The organism is Pseudomonas sp. SIMBA_068, from assembly GCF_046534705.1.
In the GTDB taxonomy this organism is placed as follows: Bacteria; Pseudomonadota; Gammaproteobacteria; order Pseudomonadales; family Pseudomonadaceae; genus Aquipseudomonas; species Aquipseudomonas putida.
Genome location: NZ_JAWRYI010000002.1, coordinates 211,313 through 228,744, shown reverse-complemented (window position 1 = coordinate 228,744; position 17,432 = coordinate 211,313). Strand labels below are relative to the sequence as shown.

The 17,432-nt window shown below is 61.6% G+C and carries 16 protein-coding genes; 9 read left to right on the top strand and 7 right to left on the bottom strand.

What is annotated here, in order from left to right; all coding sequences use genetic code 11:
- The first annotated feature begins 156 nt into the window (after positions 1-156).
- The 5 genes from ligD to SB756_RS07070 are packed head-to-tail and all read left to right on the top strand — an operon-like array spanning position 157 to position 5,665.
- Positions 157-2,625, top strand: a complete 2,469-nt coding sequence (gene ligD, locus SB756_RS07090; RefSeq protein WP_410910511.1) for a DNA ligase D — start codon at positions 157-159, stop codon at positions 2,623-2,625.
- Positions 2,625-3,647 carry an acyl-CoA dehydrogenase gene (locus tag SB756_RS07085; protein ID WP_410910705.1) on the top strand — a complete coding sequence of 341 codons (1,023 nt, stop codon included), beginning with the start codon at positions 2,625-2,627 and terminating at the stop codon, positions 3,645-3,647. Before ligD ends, SB756_RS07085 begins: the two co-directional genes overlap by 1 nt.
- Positions 3,644-4,399: a PIG-L deacetylase family protein gene (locus SB756_RS07080; RefSeq protein WP_410910510.1), complete on the top strand. Its 756-nt coding sequence runs from the start codon at positions 3,644-3,646 to the stop codon at positions 4,397-4,399. The genes SB756_RS07085 and SB756_RS07080 overlap by 4 nt, the downstream gene beginning before the upstream one ends.
- 10 nt (positions 4,400-4,409) lie before the next feature.
- On the top strand, positions 4,410-5,009 hold the full coding sequence (locus SB756_RS07075) for a class I SAM-dependent methyltransferase (RefSeq protein WP_410910509.1): 600 nt from the start codon (positions 4,410-4,412) through the stop codon (positions 5,007-5,009).
- Positions 5,006-5,665 carry a glycosyltransferase gene (locus SB756_RS07070; protein WP_410910508.1) on the top strand — a complete coding sequence of 220 codons (660 nt, stop codon included), beginning with the start codon at positions 5,006-5,008 and terminating at the stop codon, positions 5,663-5,665. Before SB756_RS07075 ends, SB756_RS07070 begins: the two co-directional genes overlap by 4 nt.
- A gap of 21 nt (positions 5,666-5,686) precedes the next feature.
- On the opposite strand, the gene SB756_RS07065 is transcribed toward SB756_RS07070, so the two are convergent.
- Both SB756_RS07065 and SB756_RS07060 read right to left on the bottom strand, forming a co-directional pair.
- Positions 5,687-6,523: a Ku protein gene (locus tag SB756_RS07065; RefSeq protein WP_410910507.1), complete on the bottom strand. Its 837-nt coding sequence runs from the start codon at positions 6,521-6,523 to the stop codon at positions 5,687-5,689.
- A gap of 142 nt (positions 6,524-6,665) precedes the next feature.
- A complete protein-coding gene (locus SB756_RS07060) occupies positions 6,666-7,616 on the bottom strand; it encodes a GlxA family transcriptional regulator (protein ID WP_341795860.1) in 951 nt (316 codons plus the stop codon).
- A gap of 106 nt (positions 7,617-7,722) precedes the next feature.
- Here SB756_RS07060 and SB756_RS07055 point away from each other — a divergent pair, with 106 nt between their 5' ends.
- A complete protein-coding gene (locus SB756_RS07055; protein ID WP_410910506.1) occupies positions 7,723-8,520 on the top strand; it encodes an SDR family NAD(P)-dependent oxidoreductase in 798 nt (265 codons plus the stop codon).
- A 171-nt stretch (positions 8,521-8,691) separates the two neighbouring features.
- Positions 8,692-9,699 carry a zinc-binding alcohol dehydrogenase family protein gene (locus tag SB756_RS07050; protein WP_410910505.1) on the top strand — a complete coding sequence of 336 codons (1,008 nt, stop codon included), beginning with the start codon at positions 8,692-8,694 and terminating at the stop codon, positions 9,697-9,699.
- Between the two features lie 62 nt (positions 9,700-9,761).
- On the opposite strand, the gene SB756_RS07045 is transcribed toward SB756_RS07050, so the two are convergent.
- Together SB756_RS07045 and SB756_RS07040 are read right to left on the bottom strand one after the other, a co-directional pair.
- Complete coding sequence (locus SB756_RS07045) at positions 9,762-10,793, bottom strand: methionine synthase (RefSeq protein ID WP_410910504.1); 1,032 nt, start codon at positions 10,791-10,793, stop codon at positions 9,762-9,764.
- Between the two features lie 24 nt (positions 10,794-10,817).
- A complete protein-coding gene (locus SB756_RS07040; protein ID WP_410910503.1) occupies positions 10,818-11,804 on the bottom strand; it encodes a DUF1852 domain-containing protein in 987 nt (328 codons plus the stop codon).
- A gap of 327 nt (positions 11,805-12,131) precedes the next feature.
- Between SB756_RS07040 and SB756_RS07035 the strand changes: the two genes are divergently transcribed.
- Positions 12,132-12,797 carry a tellurite resistance TerB family protein gene (locus SB756_RS07035; RefSeq protein WP_410910502.1) on the top strand — a complete coding sequence of 222 codons (666 nt, stop codon included), beginning with the start codon at positions 12,132-12,134 and terminating at the stop codon, positions 12,795-12,797.
- A gap of 94 nt (positions 12,798-12,891) precedes the next feature.
- Here the strand turns inward: SB756_RS07035 and SB756_RS07030 are convergent, their stop codons facing one another.
- The 3 genes from SB756_RS07030 to SB756_RS07020 form a co-directional block, all read right to left on the bottom strand.
- Positions 12,892-15,300 carry a TonB-dependent siderophore receptor gene (locus SB756_RS07030; protein WP_410910501.1) on the bottom strand — a complete coding sequence of 803 codons (2,409 nt, stop codon included), beginning with the start codon at positions 15,298-15,300 and terminating at the stop codon, positions 12,892-12,894.
- Between the two features lie 81 nt (positions 15,301-15,381).
- Complete coding sequence (locus SB756_RS07025) at positions 15,382-16,407, bottom strand: FecR domain-containing protein (RefSeq protein ID WP_341795867.1); 1,026 nt, start codon at positions 16,405-16,407, stop codon at positions 15,382-15,384.
- Positions 16,377-16,883 (bottom strand): sigma-70 family RNA polymerase sigma factor, encoded by a 507-nt coding sequence (locus SB756_RS07020; protein WP_049277058.1) that lies wholly within the window; start codon positions 16,881-16,883, stop codon positions 16,377-16,379. Before SB756_RS07020 ends, SB756_RS07025 begins: the two co-directional genes overlap by 31 nt.
- Before the next feature lie 201 nt (positions 16,884-17,084).
- Here SB756_RS07020 and SB756_RS07015 point away from each other — a divergent pair, with 201 nt between their 5' ends.
- The gene (locus tag SB756_RS07015; protein ID WP_049277060.1) at positions 17,085-17,432 is read left to right on the top strand and encodes a metalloregulator ArsR/SmtB family transcription factor; all 348 of its coding nucleotides are present in this window, start codon (positions 17,085-17,087) and stop codon (positions 17,430-17,432) included.

Sequence of the window (17,432 nt, the reverse complement as noted above, 5' to 3'; positions counted from 1 at the left end):
GTGCCGGGATTACCAACGTAATAGACCGCGCCATGGGGCGTGTTGAGCCTCTAGCAGTGGGCCGGTTCGTCGGTCCGCGACCCCACGCTTTTTTTGAACTCCATGCGCAGGCGCCCTCTCCCAATGAAGAGACCGCGAACTGTCCCGGAGCCCGCCATGGCCAAGCCCCTGCAGGAGTACCTGCGCAAGCGTGACTTCAACGCCACACCCGAGCCAGCCGGCAAGCGTGCCCACCCACGGCCTGCTCACGGGTTGCAGTACTGCATCCAGAAGCACGACGCCAGCCATCTGCACTATGACTTTCGCCTGGAGCTGGATGGCACCCTTAAAAGCTGGGCGATTCCCAAGGGCCCATCCCTCGACCCCAAGGTCCGCCGCTTGGCCGTGCATGTAGAAGACCATCCGCTGGACTACGCCAGTTTCGAAGGGCACATCCCTGAAGGCCACTACGGCGCCGGCGACGTGATCGTGTGGGACCGGGGGCTCTGGGAGCCCGAAGGCGACCCGCGCGAGGCCTATGCCAAGGGCAAGCTGCGCTTTCGCCTGCAAGGTGAAAAGCTGTCGGGTGTCTGGAACCTGTTTCGTACCCACCTGGCTGGCAAGAAAGAGCAGTGGATGCTGGTCAAGTCCCACGATGGCGAGGCCCGCAGCGAAGCGGACTACAGCATCGTCGAAGCCCTGCCTGACAGCGTATTGAGCGACCGTACACTGGTCCCCCGCCGCCCAGCCAAGGCGGCGACCTCCACGCGCAAGCGCAAGGCCAGCGCTGGCGCCCTGCCGGACATGCTCCAACCGCAGCTGGCAACCCTGGCCGATTCCCCCCCCGAGGGTGACTGGCGATACGAGGTCAAGTTCGATGGTTACCGCATGCTGGCCCGCATCGACGGGGACGATGTGCGCCTGTTTACCCGCAATGGCCACGACTGGAGCGCAAAGCTGCCCCATCAGGTGCAGGCGCTGAAAGCGCTGGGGCTCGACTCGGCATGGCTGGACGGTGAGATGGTGGTCACAGACGAGAACGGCGTGGCCGACTTCCAGGCCTTGCAGGCCGCCTTCGACAACGAGCACGACGATGACATTACCTACTACCTGTTCGACCTGCCCTACCTCGGCGGCAAGGACCTGCGTGAATTGCCTGTGCAAGACCGCCGGGCGACCTTGGCCAAACTGCTGAAGCACAACGCATCGGCCATCCTGAAGTTTTCCGAAGACTTCAACCAGCCGGTCGACGCGCTGCTCGACAGCGCCTGCCGGTTAGGGCTGGAAGGCCTGATCGGCAAGCGCGCCGAAAGCCCCTACGTTAGCCGGCGCAGCAGCGACTGGATCAAGCTCAAGTGCACGCAACGCCAGGAGTTCGTGATCGTCGGCTACACCGCGCCCAAGGGCAGCCGCCAAGGCTTCGGGGCCCTGCTGCTGGCGCTGCACGACACCGACAGCGGCCAGTTGCGCTACGCCGGCAAGGTGGGCACCGGCTTCAGTGCTGCCACGCTGACGAGCATCCTCAACCGCCTGAAGCCCCTGCACACCGACAAACCACCTTTGCCTGAGCTCCCCAGCGGTGCCGATGCACGGGGCGTGCACTGGCTCAAGCCAGAACTGCTGGCCGAGGTCGCCTACGCCCAGATGACCCGCACAGGGATCGTGCGCCACGCGGTTTTTCACGGGTTGCGCGACGACAAGCCCGCCACTGCCATTGCCTTGGAACGTGCCATGCCGGTAAAGAACGCAGCACATGCAGAGCCCAAGGGTTTGAGCAACCTGCACCTGACCCACCCCGACCGCGTCATCGACAAGACCAGTGGCACCAGCAAACGACAGGTGGCGGAGTACTACGCCCAAGTCGCCGACTGGCTGCTGCCACAGCTCGAACACCGCCCCGTGGCGCTGGTGCGCGCACCGGAGGGTCTGGACGGCGAGCTGTTCTTTCAGAAGCACGCGGGGCAGTTGCACCTGCCCAAGCTGACCAGCTACACCAAGGACCAGGCCGGCCAGGCGGCAATGGTGCTCAACAGCACCGAGAGCCTGTTGGGCGCAGTACAGATGAACATGCTTGAACTGCACACCTGGAACGCCACCGACAAAAACTTCGACAGGCCTGACCGCTTCATCCTCGACCTCGACCCCGACCCGGCATTGCCATGGAAGGCCATGCTCGAGGCCACCCAGCTGACCCTCACCCTGCTCGATGAGCTGGGCCTGAAGGTGTTTCTCAAGACCAGCGGTGGCAAAGGCATGCACCTGGTCGTGCCGCTCACCCGTCGGGCCGGCTGGGAGGAAGTGAAGGACTTCAGCCATGCCCTGGTCAAACACATGGCAGACTTGTTCCCGGACCGGCTCAGCGCAGTCTCCGGGCCCAAGAACCGGGTCGGGCGCATCTTCATCGACTACCTGCGCAACGGCAAGGGCGCTACCACCGTGGCCGCCTACTCGCTGCGCGCCCGCGAAGGCCTGCCAGTGTCGGTGCCGATCTGGCGCGAGGAGCTGCCCAAACTCAAGAGTGCCAACCAATGGAATATCGGCAACTTGCAGGCGCGGCTTGCGCAGGTGGACGACCCTTGGGCCGAGCTGGGCTCGACCCGGCAATCGATCACCCTGCGCATGCGCAAGCAACTGGGGATCGCATGATGGACTTCGCTCACCTCGACCGCCTGCTGGACCGCTTCGGTACCCGTTCGCGGGCCATCGACCTCGACCCCTTGCTGCCTGAACTGTTGCAGGTACTTCATGCTGAACAGCTTGACCTGCTGCCATTGCCCGGCCACGGGCGCACCCTCGAGCGCTGGCGGGCCTTGGCGCGGGTTGCCGGTTACGATCTCGGACTGGCCAAGCTGTATGAAGGCCACACCGATGCCCTGGCGATCCTCGCCGAGTGCGGCGCCGCCCACGATGCTCACGACGGTATCTGGGGCATGTGGGCCGCGGAGCCGCCGGATGCCAGGGCCCACATCGTCGCGCGCCATGGCGAACGGGTTCAACTGCAAGGCCGCAAGGCTTGGTGCTCGGGCGCGCTGCAGATCGATCGAGCGCTGCTGACCGCCTGGGAGAATGACCAGCCACAGCTGGTGGCCGTTGAACTGTCACACCCTAGCCAGCGCATCCAGGCCGAGCAATGGCAGGCCGTAGGCATGGCCAACACCGCCAGTGTCATCGTCGAGTTCGACAACTCGCCGGGGCTGGCCATCGGCACACCCGGCCAGTACCTGTCCCGCCCAGGCTTCTGGCAGGGCGGCGCAGGTATCGCTGCCTGCTGGTACGGCGCGGCCGAGGCATTGGCAGGCTACCTGCGCGAGCACTGCAACAAACCTCGGCCCGACCCCTATGCCAATGCCCACCTGGGGGCGGTCGATGCGGCCTTGTACGGTGCCCGCGCCGCCCTTCGCGAGTGCGCCGCGTGGATCGACCAGCACCCCCAGGACGACGCCAGTTTCGAGGTACGCCGCACCCGCGCCCAGATCGAGCAGGCGGTCGAACAGGTCATTCAGCATGTTGGCCGAGCCCTGGGGGCTACCCCCTTCTGCCGCAGCAGCCATTTCGCCCGGCTTAGCGCCGACCTGCCGGTGTACCTGCGCCAGAGCCACGCTGAACGCGACTTGGCCGAACTGGGTCAGCAAGTGACCAGCACACCGACAGGAGCATGGCAGCTATGAGCGAGAACCTTATTGATGCGGCCACGGGTACGCCGTGGAGTGACTGGCAGCATTCTGCGCACCTGGCACGCGCTACCTGGCTTGCGCCCGAGCAGCTGTGCCCACCCGGCCGACGCCTGGTGCTGCTGGCGCCGCACCCGGACGACGAGGTGCTCATGGCCGGCGGACTGCTTGCCAGTTTTCGCGGGCGCGAACAGGACCTGGTGCTGATTTCCGCCACCAACGGCGAGGGCAGCCATCCGCACTCACCACACTGGACCGAGCAGCGCTTGCGTCACCAGCGCCCCTTGGAGAGTCGGCATGCCTTGCAGCAGCTAGACCTGGACCTCACCCGCCTGGACTGGCGGCGGCTTAACCTCAAGGACGGCGCATTGCCCCGCGATGAGGCCTTTCTGGTCCGTCACCTGGAGCAGTTGCTGGAGCCTGACGACCTGCTGCTGACCACCTGGCGTGGCGACGGCCACTGCGACCACGAGGCCGCAGGCCGCGCCGCTGCCCAGGCAGCCCAGGCGCGCGGGGCACAGCTGGCCGAAGCGCCGGTGTGGGCCTGGCACTGGGCCGCACCCGACGACCCACGCCTGCCCTGGTCGCGGGCGCATCGCTTGCAGGTCGACGAAACGCGCCAGGCGCGCAAGCGCGAGGCCTTGGCTGCCCATACCAGCCAATTGCAGCCCGACGGTGATCGCCCGCCGGTGCTGCCGGCGCATTTGCAGGCGTGCCTGCTGCAACCCTTTGAACTGGTTTTCCTGTGATGGAGTCGCCATGAGCCTCGACGCGCAATACTTCGCCGACCTGTATGCCGACAGCGATGACCCCTGGGCGTTTCGCACCCGCTGGTACGAACGGCGCAAGCGCGACCTGCTGCTGGCCAGCCTGCCCCGTCAGCGCTATGAGCGCGTGTTCGAGCCGGCCTGTGCCAACGGCGAGCTGAGCGTGCTGCTGGCCGAGCGTTGCGTCAGCTTGCTGTGCCAGGACATCGACCCGACCGCCGTGGGGCTGGCGCGCCAGCGCCTGGGGGCCGCGAACCATGCCCGGGTGGATCAAGGGCATCTGCCGGGCGACTGGCCAGGCGGGCAGTTCGACCTGATCGTGCTCAGCGAAATCGGCTACTACCTCGACCCCACCGATTGGCTGCAGGTGATCGAGCAGTCGGTGGCCAGCCTCACGGCCGATGGCGCCCTGCTCGCCTGCCACTGGCGCCACCCCATTGCCGGTTGCCCGCAGGACGGCCGCGAGGTTCATGCCCTGCTGGCGAGGCACTTGCCGCTGTATCCGCTGTTGCGTCACCAGGAGGCGGACTTTTTACTCGAGTACTGGACGTGCCAGCCCAGCGTCGTCGACCTGAATGAGCCCTGCCCATGATCGCCGTCATCATACCCGCCCACAACGAGGCCCGGCGCCTGGGGCGCTGCCTCAAGGCGGTCAAGGCTGCAAGTGCGCGAGCCGAGGCGGCAGGCTTAGCGGTAGAGGTGCTGGTGGTGCTGGACCGTTGCAGCGACACCAGTGCGCTCGTGGCCCGACGCCACGGTGTGCATACCCTTGAAGTGGACGCTGGCAATGTCGGCGTCGCCCGGCGTGCAGGCGCAGCATGGATGATCGCCCGCGGCGCCCAATGGCTGGCATGCACCGACGCCGACAGCCGCGTCCCGCAGCACTGGTTGACATCGCAATTGCAATGGCGCGCCGAGGTGGTGTGCGGCACGGTGCACATCGAGCGCTGGCAACCCTGGCAAAGTATCGCCCTGCGCCGGTTGTACCGCAGCCTTTACCAGGCCCGTGAGGGGCACAGGCATATTCATGGCGCCAACCTCGGTGTGTGCGCCAAGGCCTACGAACGCGTTGGCGGGTTCCAGCCACTGCCGGCCCACGAGGATGTTCAACTGGTGCTGGCCCTGCAAGCCAGCGGGGCGCAGATCGTCTGGACCGCCGAGCACAGCGTGGCGACCAGCAGCCGGCGTGATAGCCGCGCAAAGCAGGGGTTCGGCGACTATCTCAGTGGCCTGGAAGGCCAGGTGTGACCACCTGGCGAGTCTCCACCATCAGGAGGCCTTGCGCGGTCGTTTGGTAGCCGGTTTTGCGCCCTTGGCCTTGCCACCGAGGCTGCGTTTGAGCAGTTCGGTAAGGTCGAGGATATCCGCGCCTTTCTCCACACTGGCGCCCTCCCCTTTGTCCACTGCCTCGATCTTGCCCTTGCTGGCTTTCTCTTCCACCAGGTCGAGTATGGTCTGGCGAAATGCGTCGTGGTACTCGTCCGGAGCCCAGGACCCACTCATGTCTTCGACCAGGCGTTTGGCCATGCCCAGTTCGCGCTTGTCGACCTTGGCATCGGTCACGCTCTTGTCCAGTTCCAGGGTTTCAACGCTGCGCACCTCCTCGGGCCAGCGCAGGGTGATCAGCACCAGGGCGTCTTCCAGTGGCCGCAGCAGCGCGAGGTGCTGACGGGTATGCAGCACCACGGTGGCCAGGGCTACCTTGCCGGTGCTCTCCAGCGTATCGCGCAACAGCGCATAGACTTTGCCGCCGCGCCGGTCAGGGCTCAGGTAGTAAGGTGTGTCAAAGTGCTGAAGCGGAATCTCTCCAGCTTTCACGAACGAGAAAATATCGATGGTCTGGGTCGCTTCAGGGCGAGCATCGCGAATTTCCTGCTCACTGATCACCACGTAGCGGCCCTTCTCGTACTCCACGCCCTTGACGATGTTGTCCTTGTCGATTTCCTTGCCGGTTACCTTGTTCACCCGCTTGTAGCCCACCGGCTCCATGCTGCGCTTGTCGAGCCAGTCAAAATCCACCCGCTCGGAGCTCACCGCAACGTTGAGCGAAACCGGGATGTGCACCAGCCCGAAACTGATCGCGCCTTTCCAGATAGCCCGCGCCATGTCTACCTCCTATGGGTTAGCAGCGAACGAAGCCCTTACTAAACCTGACTGACGACGGGTGCGAAGGTTTAGTTTGGTTGCACGACGCCAACGGGGGCCTGCAATGCCGGATAAACTGACCCGATTGCAAGCAGCCGAACCGTCAGAGGGAGACCAGCCGCCGAGCATCCCTTCGCACGGCTTGAGGGGGCACCCCAAAACCACGGATGAACACCTCCCGCATATGCCGGCGGTCCCTGAAGCCGGTCTCCCTGGCCACCACATCCAGGCTGTGCAGGCTCTGCTCGATCATCAGCCGGGCAGCCTCCAGCCGCAGGCTCTCGACAGCCTTGGCCGGTGACTGGCCGGTCTCGGCGGTGAACACGCGGGTGAATTGCCGTGGGCTCAGGTGCACCACTTCAGCAAGCTCTTCCACGCTCAATGGGCGGCTGAGGTGCTTGCGGGCGTAATCCAGCGCGCTCTGGATACGGTCCGACTTGGGCGAGAGCGTCAACAGTTCGGAGTGTTGCGACTGCCCGCCAGATCGGCGTTGGTGCATGACCATCTTGTGCGCCACCGACCTGGCCATTTCGCTGCCCAAGTCTTTTTCCACCATACCCAGCGCCATGTCCAGGGCGGCAGTCATGCCGGCAGACGTCCAGATCGGCCCATCGACGATGTAAATCCGGTCTTCCTCGACGTCGATCTTCGGGTGCAGCTCTCGCAACTTGTTCGCATAAGCCCAGTGAGTGGTCGCGCGCCGACCATCCAGTACGCCGGCTTGCGCCAGCACAAAACAGCCGGTGCAAAGGCCAGCTGTACGGCGCGCACCGTCGACAAAGCCCCGCACGCTGGCGAGCACCTCCTCGCTGGGGGGCGTCAGAGGCGTCAGCGTGCCGGTGACCATCCAGGTGTCGGCCAGCCCCGGCGCCCCCACGGGCAGCGTGTCGATATGCATCCCCAGTGACGAGCACACCGTGCCGCCATCGATGGAAAAGTTCTGGACCCTGTAAACCGCTTCGCCCGCCATGATGTTCGTAAGCTCGAACACGGTTTGCGTCGCCAGGGACATGATCTGGAAGCCTTCGGTGATGAGGTAGCCGACCCGGTGCATCGCTGATGCCCTCTGTGCAATGTCCTAAAACAGCACTATATGCGTCGTTTGAGACAAAGACCAGCTGCTGCATGATGGCCCCACACCCAACCTACGGAGCATCAGCATGACGCAGCAATTCAAGGGTACCGCGCTCATTACGGGCGCCTCATCCGGTATCGGTTCGATCTACGCGGAGCACCTGGCCCGTCGCGGCTATGACCTGGTGCTGGTGGCACGCGACCGGGAGCGCCTCAACGCATTGGCTGGCCGGCTTACCACCGAAACCCGGCAGAACGTCGAAGTATTCCCGGCAGACCTGGCCAACGCCGATGACCTGGCCAAGGTAGAACGCAAACTGCGCGAAGACGCCAGCATCAGCCTGCTGGTAAACAACGCCGGTATCGGTACCCATACCGGGCTGCTGGAAAGCGACGTTGACCGGATGGCGCACATGATCACCCTCAACGTCACCGCCCTCACCCGCCTTACCTATGCAGCTGTCCCCGGCTTTGTCGCTCGCAAGCAAGGCGCGGTCATCAATATCTCGTCCGTCGTCAGCCTGGCACCCGAACTGCTCAACGGCGTGTACGGTGGTAGCAAGGCCTACGTCACCGCGTTCACCCAGTCGCTGAACAAGGAACTGGCGGGTACAGGCATCCAGGTTCAGGCAGTACTGCCCGGGGCCACCGCGACCGATTTCTGGCAGACCGGCGGTTTGCCCGTCGAGAACCTGGACCCAGGCATCGTGATGTCTGCCCAGGACCTGGTAAACGGTGCCCTGCAGGACTTCGACAACGGCGTGCTGATCTCTCTGCCGTCGCTGCACGACCTGCAAGCCTTCGACCACTTTGAGGCCAGCCGGCAAGCCTTGTTCGGCCAGCTGTCCAGCAACCGGCTGGCGCAGCGCTACAGCGCCAGGTGATCAGCAGCGAAAGGAACGTAGTCGAGAATGTGTGGGGCGACCAGGCCAGATCACGCGCTTCACACCATTTTCACTGCAAGCGAGAAAGTCTTACTCCACCCAGGCTGTTTTTTGAGTGAATCGAAACGAATAGTCTGAACCCACTTTTCGCATCCCCATGAGGCAACGCCAATGAAGGCAGTCGTTTACACCCAGCCCGGTCTCCCGATCCACGACCCACAATCGCTGTATGACGCGCAGCTGCCCACGCCAAAACCGGGGGCCCGTGACCTGCTTGTGGAAGTCCGGGCAATTGCCGTCAACCCGGTTGATACCAAGATCCGTGCAAGCCGCGGTGGTGAACAACCACAAGTGCTCGGCTGGGACGCTGTCGGCGTCGTCCGCGAGGTGGGGCCACAGGTTACGTTGTTCCAACCGGGCGACGAGGTTTTCTACGCCGGTGCCATTGACCGCCCAGGCAGCTACAGCGAGCTTCACGTGGTGGATGAACGCATTGTCGGGCCTAAGCCCCGCAGCCTGGACAACGCCAGCGCCGCGGCCTTGCCGCTCACCTCCATTACGGCCTGGGAGCTGCTGTTCGACCGCCTGGGCGTTGAAGAAAACGGTGGCAAGCAGCAAAGCCTTCTGGTGGTCGGTGCTGCCGGCGGGGTTGGCTCGATCCTGGTTCAACTTGCCCGCAAGCTGACACAGCTCACAGTCATTGGCACCGCCTCACGGCCCGAGACCCAAGCCTGGGTGCAGCAAGCGGGAGCCCACCATGTGATCGACCACTCCGAATCGATTCCACATCAGTTGGAAGCGCTCAAGCTGGGGCCGGTCGACTACGTCATCAGCCTGACCCATACCGACACCTATCTTGCGCAACTGGTGGAAGTGCTGCGGCCACAAGGCAAGCTCGCGCTGATCGACGACCCCGCGCAACTGGATGTGATGCCGCTCAAGCGCAAGTCGCTTTCACTGCACTGGGAGCTGATGTTCACGCGCTCGCTGTACAAGACCGAAGACATGATCAAGCAGCACCAACTGCTTGAGCGCGTTTCGCGGCTGGTCGATGATGGCACGCTCAAGACGACCCTGGGCGAGCACTACGGCACGATCAACGCCGAGAACCTCAAGCGCGCCCATGCCATGATCGAGAGTGGCAAAGCACGCGGCAAGATCGTGCTGGAAGGGTTCTGAAGCCCGAGATCAGGCGCCCGACGGCCAAAAGTGACATGGTAAGTCCCGACGTTCGGGTGCCTTCAACTGGCCAATAGTTCTCTGCGGACGATTTCTGCACCCGCACTCAACGCTCTGAGCTTGCCGCTGGCGACCCTACGCGGTAAGGGCGCCATGCCACAGTTGGTGCAAGGATAGAGCTTGTCTGCCTCTACAAATTGCAGGGCCTTGCGCAGGGTATTGGCTACTTCCTCGGGGGTTTCAATGGTGTGGCTGGCCACGTCGATCGCGCCGACCATCACCTTCTTGCCTCGGATCAGCTCAAGCAGGTCCATGGGTACATGGGAGTTGTGGCATTCCAGCGAAATGATATCGATGCTGGACTTCTGCAGCTTGGGGAAGGCTTCTTCATATTGCCGCCACTCTGATCCCAAGGTCTTTTTCCAGTCCGTGTTGGCTTTGATGCCGTAGCCGTAGCAGATATGCACAGCGGTTTCACACTTGAGGCCTTCGATGGCCCTTTCCAAAGTGGCGACCCCCCAGTCATTCACCTCATCAAAGAAGACGTTGAAAGCGGGCTCATCGAACTGGATGATGTCAACACCGGCAGCCTCCAGCTCCCGGGCTTCCTGGTTGAGGATTTTGGCAAATTCCCAAGCCAGTTTTTCACGGCTTTTGTAATGGCTGTCATACAGCGTATCGATCATGGTCATGGGGCCTGGCAGCGCCCACTTGATGGGCTGACTGGTCTGCTGGCGCAGGAACCTGGCATCGTCGACAAAGACCGGGTTTTTCCGTGCAACGGCACCCACCACCGTCGGTACGCTGGCATCATAACGATCACGGATCCTGACGGTTTCACGGTTCTCGAAATCGACGCCGCTCAAGTGCTCAATGAAGGTCGTCACAAAATGTTGGCGCGTTTGCTCACCATCACTGACGATATCAATGCCGGCGTTTTGCTGCTCTTGCAATGACAAGCGCAGGGCATCCTGTTTGCCTTCGATCAACGCCTCATCCTGCAATTTCCAGGGTGACCAGAGCGTTTCGGGTTCTGCGAGCCAGGAGGGTTTAGGCAAACTGCCGGCAGTCGAAGTGGGTAACAGCTTTTTCACGAGGGAAGACCTTATATAAGTTAGTCAGCAGGCGTAATTGGCGGACCACTGCTCAAGCATCGCGTGGTGCGGTTTGATAAAGTGCTCCTCCACAAAATGCCCCTGCTCGATGGCCAACCGGCTACGCTCCTCCCGGTCATAAACAATACGGGTCAGCGAGTAATCCTGATGCTGCAAGCTGGGGTGATAGCACTTCCCTGCGGCAGAATTTGCATTGTAGATTTCGGGACGATAGATTTTCTGGAACGTGTCCATGGTGCTGATGGTGCTGATCAACTCAAAGTTGGTGTAGTCACTGAGCAAATCGCCCGAAAAATAGAAGGCCAACGGTGCAACACTGTTGGGCGGCATGAAATAACGCACCTTCAAGCCCATCTTCTCGAAATAAGTATCCGTCAAGGAGTACTCATCCTGCTGATATTCAAAGCCCAATACAGGATGCTGATTATCCGTTCGATGGTAGGTCTTGCTGCTGGAAACACTCAGGCAGATAACCGGAGGCTTGTCGAAGTGCTGCTTGTACGTGCTTGAGTTCACGAAGCGCTTGAACAGCTTGCCGTGCAGCTCTCCGAAATGGTCTGGCGTGCTGAACACAGGCTGGTTGGCATTGTGCCCCGGCAGCAGTACGCTGAAATCGTAATCGCGCACGTAGGAAGAAAAATTATTCCCTACCATGCCCGCGATGCGCTCGCCGGTTTGTCGGTCGATAATAGTCGTTTGCAATATTTCAATCAGCGGCAGCGCCTGATCGCCGCCCTCGGCATCGATACTCATCTCGACAGAAATGATGTCAAGTTCGACGGCGTAGCGGTCGCCTTTGGGGTTATCCCAATGCGCCAGGGCGTTGAAGCGGTTATCTATCATCCCCAAGGTGCTGCGCAAGTTCTCTTGCCGGCTCGCGCCCCTCGCCAGGTTGGCGAAGTTGGTAGTAATACGGGTGTTTCCGGACGGGTGATAGTGCTCGTCGAAGCGAGTGCTCTTGATGGAAAACTTGAAGTCTTTATTCGTCATGACCGGGAGCCTGCTCAAATATCCATATTCTCTGTAATTGGCCGGTATTTTAGGTTGGGGGCATGACCGAGGGAACTGAATTGATTTCACAGAACCTTTAGCCATGCTCATGACGCGCGCGGGCGATAATGCGAATGATTCGCCGGGTTAATGTGTGCCCTACCACCACTCGATGATCGCCGCGCGTCAAACGGCGCTCAGGCATCGTTGCCATCGCCGCCAGGCTCCCGCGCCGGCGCGGCAAGGGGCCAGACGGTCATGGCGAATCGCCTTGAGAGGGCTATCGTTGCTTGTCTGGGCAACGACTACCGAGCGAGGGGCGCAGCCATGAATACCAGTGATCTACTCGAACAGTTGCTGCGCGCCGGGCAAGGCTCGCAAGCGCGTCAAGGCAGCGGCGGCATGTCATGGCGAGACGGCTTGGGCGGGTTGGGCGGCTTGCTGGGTGGCCTGTTGGGTGGCCGTGCTGGCAGCGGCACGGGCGGCTTGCCCCAAGGGCGCTCTGCGGGCGGCACCAATTTCGCGGCCCTGGCGTCGTTGGGGATGATGGCGTTCCAGGCCTATCAAAGCTGGCAGCGCAGCCAGGCGACAGCCCCGCAACAGGCGGTGCGTACTGTCGATCAGTTGTCCGGCCCCGAGGCCGAGGACCACAGCCATGCCATCTTGCGCGCGCTGATTGCGGCAGCCAAGGCAGACGGCCGCATCGACCAGCAGGAAGAGCAACTGATTTACGCTGAAATCAAACGTCAAACCAGCGATCCACAGCTACAACAATGGCTGGATGAAGAAGTCAGCAAGCCGCTCGATGTTGCCGAGGTGGCCCAGTCGGCACGGGACCCGGCCATGGCAGCAGAAATGTACCTGGCCAGCGTGATGCTGGTGGATGACCAGCAGGACGCCGAGCGGGCCTACCCTGACGAACTGGCCAGCGCACTGCAAATCGACCCGGCATTGCAGGTGCATCTGGAACAGCAAGCCAAGGCAGGTGCCTGAACGGGCTGTCAATTTACCCAGTGCAAACCAGACGTCTGAGGGACTGCGAAAAAGCTGTCGGTCAGTCGTGGCCTCAGCCTGGAGCCTACGTACCTCAGAAGTTGTATTTGATGCCCGTCATGATGTTTCTTGGAGCACCGTACATACCGTGGTCGCCGGCATAGCTGAGGTATTCGCGGTCGAACACGTTGTTCAGGTTGACTGACGCACTCAGATGCTGGTTGAAGTCGTAGCGCGCCAAGAGGTTGGTGACGGCATAGCTGCCCTGAGTGAAGGTGTGCAGGTCGGCACCGGTTTTGCTCTGCCAGTTCACACCGCCGCCGAGGGTGACCTTGTTCAGAATTCCCGGCAGCCGGTAGCTGGTGAACGTCTTGAGACTGTGACGAGGCAGGGTGGTAACGATGCGCTGGTCGTCAGCGTCGGTGCTGACCGCATAGGCATAACCTGCGGATGCCTGCCAGCCTTCGGCCAGTTCACCGTCCAGGGTGAACTCAGCGCCCTTGGTGGTGGTGCCCTGTTCTGACTTGTACGTGTTGCCGCCTGGGGTATCGATCCAGATGGCCAGGTTGTCCTGCTCGATCTTGAACAGCGCGACGCTGGAGTTCAGCTTGCCGTCAAAGTGGCTGCCTTTGACCCCGACTTCATAACCCGTGCCTTCCATGGGATCCAGGGGTTTGTTGTTGATGTCGCGAACCCAGGACGACTGAGGGTTGAAGATTTTCGTGTAGCTGGCATACAGCGACCACGTGTCGTTGACGTCATACACCACGCCGGCATAGGGAATGTAGACGCCGGTTTCCGATTCCTTGGTCTTGGTTTTTTCTGCGTTGTAGGGCTTATCCTCGATGTCACGGTGCCAGTCGATCACGCGGCTACCCAGCAAGACACTGAGATCGTCGGTGACGTGCAGTCGCGTGGCGAGGTAGGCGGCGTATTGGGTTTCGTCGGCAGTGGATTTGCCCGTGACGTCGAACTCCGGTTTGACCGAGCCGCCGTTCCAGTTCAGCAAGTTGTCGATCGCGCCAGCCGGCGAGCCGGAATAGTCGTATTTCCAGCCGCCGTAGCTGGGCACGTTCTCGTAGTAGTTGGACAAGGTCACACCGGCGATCAACTCGTGTTCGCGGCCCAACAGCCCGAACGGGCCGGTCAGGTAGGCATCGATGTTGTTCTGGCGCGGGATCCCGGAGAAGCGCACCGGCAACTGCGTGGTGCCGCTTCCGTCCGGGCTAAGGCTACCGTTGACGTAGTTGAAGACCTCGTCAAACTTGTTTTCGGAGTGGGTCAGCTCGATCTTCCCGCTCCAGCCATTGGCGAACTGCTGCTCGATCGAGGTGAAAAAGCTGGTTTGTTCATGGTCGTTGTAAGACCACGTCTGAGCCGAATTGAGCGAGCGTTTGAGGTGGGTGCGAGACCCGTCGGTAAAGCGCGTCGGCAGGCCGGAGCGCATGGGCGAGTCAACGTCTGTACGTTGGTAACTGAAGCCCATCGTCAGCAAGGTGTCTTCAGTCAGCTCGAACTCGGTAATGCCGTAGATCAGCTGCGAGTCCTGCTTGTAGCGGTCGACCCATGATTGCTCGGTCTTGAAGTCGGCGACCAGGCGACCGCGTACGTTGCCGGTTTCAGTCAGCGGGCCAGATACATCAAAGCCGGTTCCGTAGCGGTCCCAGTTACCGGCTTCTGCGGTGACGCTGGCCTGAGCCTCGAAGGTCGGACGCTTGCGGATCAGGTTGATCGTCGCTGAAGGGCTGCCCAGGCCGCTGATCAGGCCGGTAGCACCGCGCACCACCTCCACCCGGTCATACATGGCCATGCTCTGGGTGTAATTGTCCATGCGCTTGACGGTGGGCACACCATCGATTTCAAAGTTCTGAATCTCGAAGCCGCGCGAGAAGTAACCATCGGATTCCGCACCCAGCCCGTCGCGTAACACAATGATGCCCGGTGTGGCATCGAGGGTATCGCTGAGATTGGTCAGGCGCTGGTCATCCAGGCGCTGGCGGGTCATGACGGTCAGCGACTGCGGGGTTTCCTTGGGGGTCAGGTTCAGGCGGGTCGAACTGCTGGATGAGTAGGCGGTGTAGAGCCCGGTACCTTCTGTCGTCGACCCGGGCGCCTTGCCCGAGATCGAAATGCTTTGGAGCTCCAGCGCGGTAGAGGCCGGCGCTCGCTGGAGGGTGTATCGCCCATCCGGCTGGCGCACCGCAATCAGTTGGCTGCCCGCAAGCAGCGCCTGTAACGCACCGTCGATCGTGTAATCACCATTCAAGCCGGGGCTGTTTTGCCCCGCAATCAAGTCATTGGGAAACGACAACAACAAATGGGCTTGCTGGCCCAGTTGATTGAGCGCAGTGCCCAGGGGCGCTGCGGGGATTTCGTAGTGTTGCACGGTGCTATCGGCGGCTGCCCACACTGGCGATGAAGTGGCAATCAGAACCGCTGCAGCGCGACCCAAGGTGCTGGCAAGCGGGGTTACGAAGCACGACGAAATACTGCGGTGATGCATGTGAAGTTCCCCGATGTTTTTTGATGTATGGCCTATGAGTCTCGCCAAAAATCAAAACGGCTCATCAAGGATGAAAAAACTTCAAACGTTAGCTGGCGAGGGGCGCAAGTTGACCCACAGGCGAGTGAAACGCTGTACATCCAGTTTCAGCGTCTGGGCGACGGCATCGATGATTCGATCACTGTCTGCCAACGGGTAGGTGCCCCATACTCGCAGATTGGCCAAGGCGGCGTCGCAGCCAAGATAGCCATGACGATACCGCCCAAGTTCGTCGAGAAACGCCTGAAGCGGTTGGCCGTTGGCGACGATCATGCCTTCGGCCCAGGCGGGAGCGGATGCTTGCATGACGCCCAGATCGAGCATCCCAAGCGGCCCGAAACGCGCCACCTGCCCGGCGTGCAGGGCAGTCCAGGTGCTGGCTTGAGTCGGGATCACCTGAAGCGCGCCGCGATAAACTGCCAACTGGGTTGAGCCATTGTCGAACTGACGTATCGTGAAACGCGCCGAGGACGCTTGCGTGCGAACCTGAGCGGTATCGATGAACAGCGCCGGGCTCAAGGCATTGTCAATCAAGGCCTCGCCGCTGATTAATCGAAGGTGCCAACCACGGTCAGTGCCGCGAGCATTTATTGCACTATGGGTATTGAGTTCCAACGACAGATCCGAGGCCAATGCAACTCGTCGCTGCTCGCCCACCCCCGTGGTGTAATCGGCACCAATGCGCGACACCAATTCGCTGTCTCGGCTCAACCATGCGCCGGTGCCCACAGCCAGCAGCAAGGCCAGCCCCTTTATTGTCTGACGCCTGCTCAGCCCTTCCTGGGAAGGCAGCAACAGGGCCTGTCGGGCAAGGCCTGGATCGCCTCGGGTGCGTAATGCGTCGAGTTGCGTCCCCAGCGCCAAGGCTTTTTCCCAGGCCAGCTCATGCAAGGGGTTTTCACGGCGCCATGCCATGAAAGCGGCCTGAGCAGATGAATCGAACTCGGCCTCCTGCATATCGAGCCACCACTCCATTGCCTCCTCACACATTTTCGGCGATAGCGTTAGTTCTCGGATAAAGGCGTTCCCGGTGCTAGTCATCGCAGCAATTCCGTCACCAGCATGCATTGCGCACCCGCCTTGATGATATGGCGTTTGACGGTAGCGATTGAAATCCCCAGCCGCTCGGCAATTTCTGCGTGGCTGAGCCCGTCCAGTTGTGACCAGAGAAACGCCTTTTTGACGGCGACGTCCAGTTTGCACAGTGCTTCGTCGAGGCGGACCAGCGTCTCGAAGATGATCAACTGGGTCGCCAAGTCCGGCAGGACGCTTTCGTCTTCCGCCTGGAGCGCATCCAGATAGGCTTTTTCCAGGCGTGCGCGGCGGTAGTGGTTGGACAGGACACTGCGTGCCACCTTGGCCAGGAAAGGCCGAGGCTGGCGGACTTCAATCACCTCGTCACTGGCCAACAGACGCATGAAGGTGTCCTGCATCAAATCAGCAGCGCGGTGTGAGCAGCTCAACTGCCGATACAGCCAGCTGCGCAACCAGCGGTGTTGCTGTTCGTACAGGGCAGTGAACTGAGCGGTATCGACGGATGCCATTGGCGGCCACAAGAACGATGCAAATGAGACTTAGTATCATATTTGACTAATCGGGTGCCGACAAGAACGCAAAAGGCCGCCGCGTAAGGCTGGTCGGATGAATGAGGGCTGAAACCGATGCGGCCAGTTTCTGCATTGCGGGGGTTACCATGAATATATGGAAATACGTATATTCGGCTTTCCATATGTATTGGTGCCGCGATGATCACTCCGCCCGATGTCTTCAAATGCCTGGCTGACGAAACCCGCGCTCGCGCCACCCTGCTCATCGCCAGCCTGGGAGAGCTTTGTGTGTGCGAACTGATGTGCGCGTTGGGCGACAGCCAGCCGAAGATCAGCCGCCATCTGGCGCAGCTGCGCAGCAATGGCATGTTGCTGGACCGGCGCCAGGGCCAGTGGGTGTATTACCGCCTTAATCCGGCGCTGCCCGCCTGGGTTCACGAGATGCTGCAGGTCACCTTGCAGGCCAATTCGCAGTGGTTGGCCGACAACACACTTCGGCTCAAGTGCATGGACGACCGCCCCGTTCGCGACGCCGCCTGTTGTTGA

Coding starts and splice junctions, on each gene's coding strand:
- ligD (WP_410910511.1), top strand. CDS start 157: ATGGCCAAGCCCCTGCAGGAGTACCTGCGCAAGCGTGACTTCAACGCC.
- SB756_RS07085 (WP_410910705.1), top strand. CDS start 2,625: ATGGACTTCGCTCACCTCGACCGCCTGCTGGACCGCTTCGGTACCCGT.
- SB756_RS07080 (WP_410910510.1), top strand. CDS start 3,644: ATGAGCGAGAACCTTATTGATGCGGCCACGGGTACGCCGTGGAGTGAC.
- SB756_RS07075 (WP_410910509.1), top strand. CDS start 4,410: ATGAGCCTCGACGCGCAATACTTCGCCGACCTGTATGCCGACAGCGAT.
- SB756_RS07070 (WP_410910508.1), top strand. CDS start 5,006: ATGATCGCCGTCATCATACCCGCCCACAACGAGGCCCGGCGCCTGGGG.
- SB756_RS07065 (WP_410910507.1), bottom strand. CDS start 6,523: ATGGCGCGGGCTATCTGGAAAGGCGCGATCAGTTTCGGGCTGGTGCAC.
- SB756_RS07060 (WP_341795860.1), bottom strand. CDS start 7,616: ATGCACCGGGTCGGCTACCTCATCACCGAAGGCTTCCAGATCATGTCC.
- SB756_RS07055 (WP_410910506.1), top strand. CDS start 7,723: ATGACGCAGCAATTCAAGGGTACCGCGCTCATTACGGGCGCCTCATCC.
- SB756_RS07050 (WP_410910505.1), top strand. CDS start 8,692: ATGAAGGCAGTCGTTTACACCCAGCCCGGTCTCCCGATCCACGACCCA.
- SB756_RS07040 (WP_410910503.1), bottom strand. CDS start 11,804: ATGACGAATAAAGACTTCAAGTTTTCCATCAAGAGCACTCGCTTCGAC.
- SB756_RS07035 (WP_410910502.1), top strand. CDS start 12,132: ATGAATACCAGTGATCTACTCGAACAGTTGCTGCGCGCCGGGCAAGGC.
- SB756_RS07030 (WP_410910501.1), bottom strand. CDS start 15,300: ATGCATCACCGCAGTATTTCGTCGTGCTTCGTAACCCCGCTTGCCAGC.
- SB756_RS07025 (WP_341795867.1), bottom strand. CDS start 16,407: ATGCATGCTGGTGACGGAATTGCTGCGATGACTAGCACCGGGAACGCC.
- SB756_RS07020 (WP_049277058.1), bottom strand. CDS start 16,883: ATGGCATCCGTCGATACCGCTCAGTTCACTGCCCTGTACGAACAGCAA.
- SB756_RS07015 (WP_049277060.1), top strand. CDS start 17,085: ATGATCACTCCGCCCGATGTCTTCAAATGCCTGGCTGACGAAACCCGC.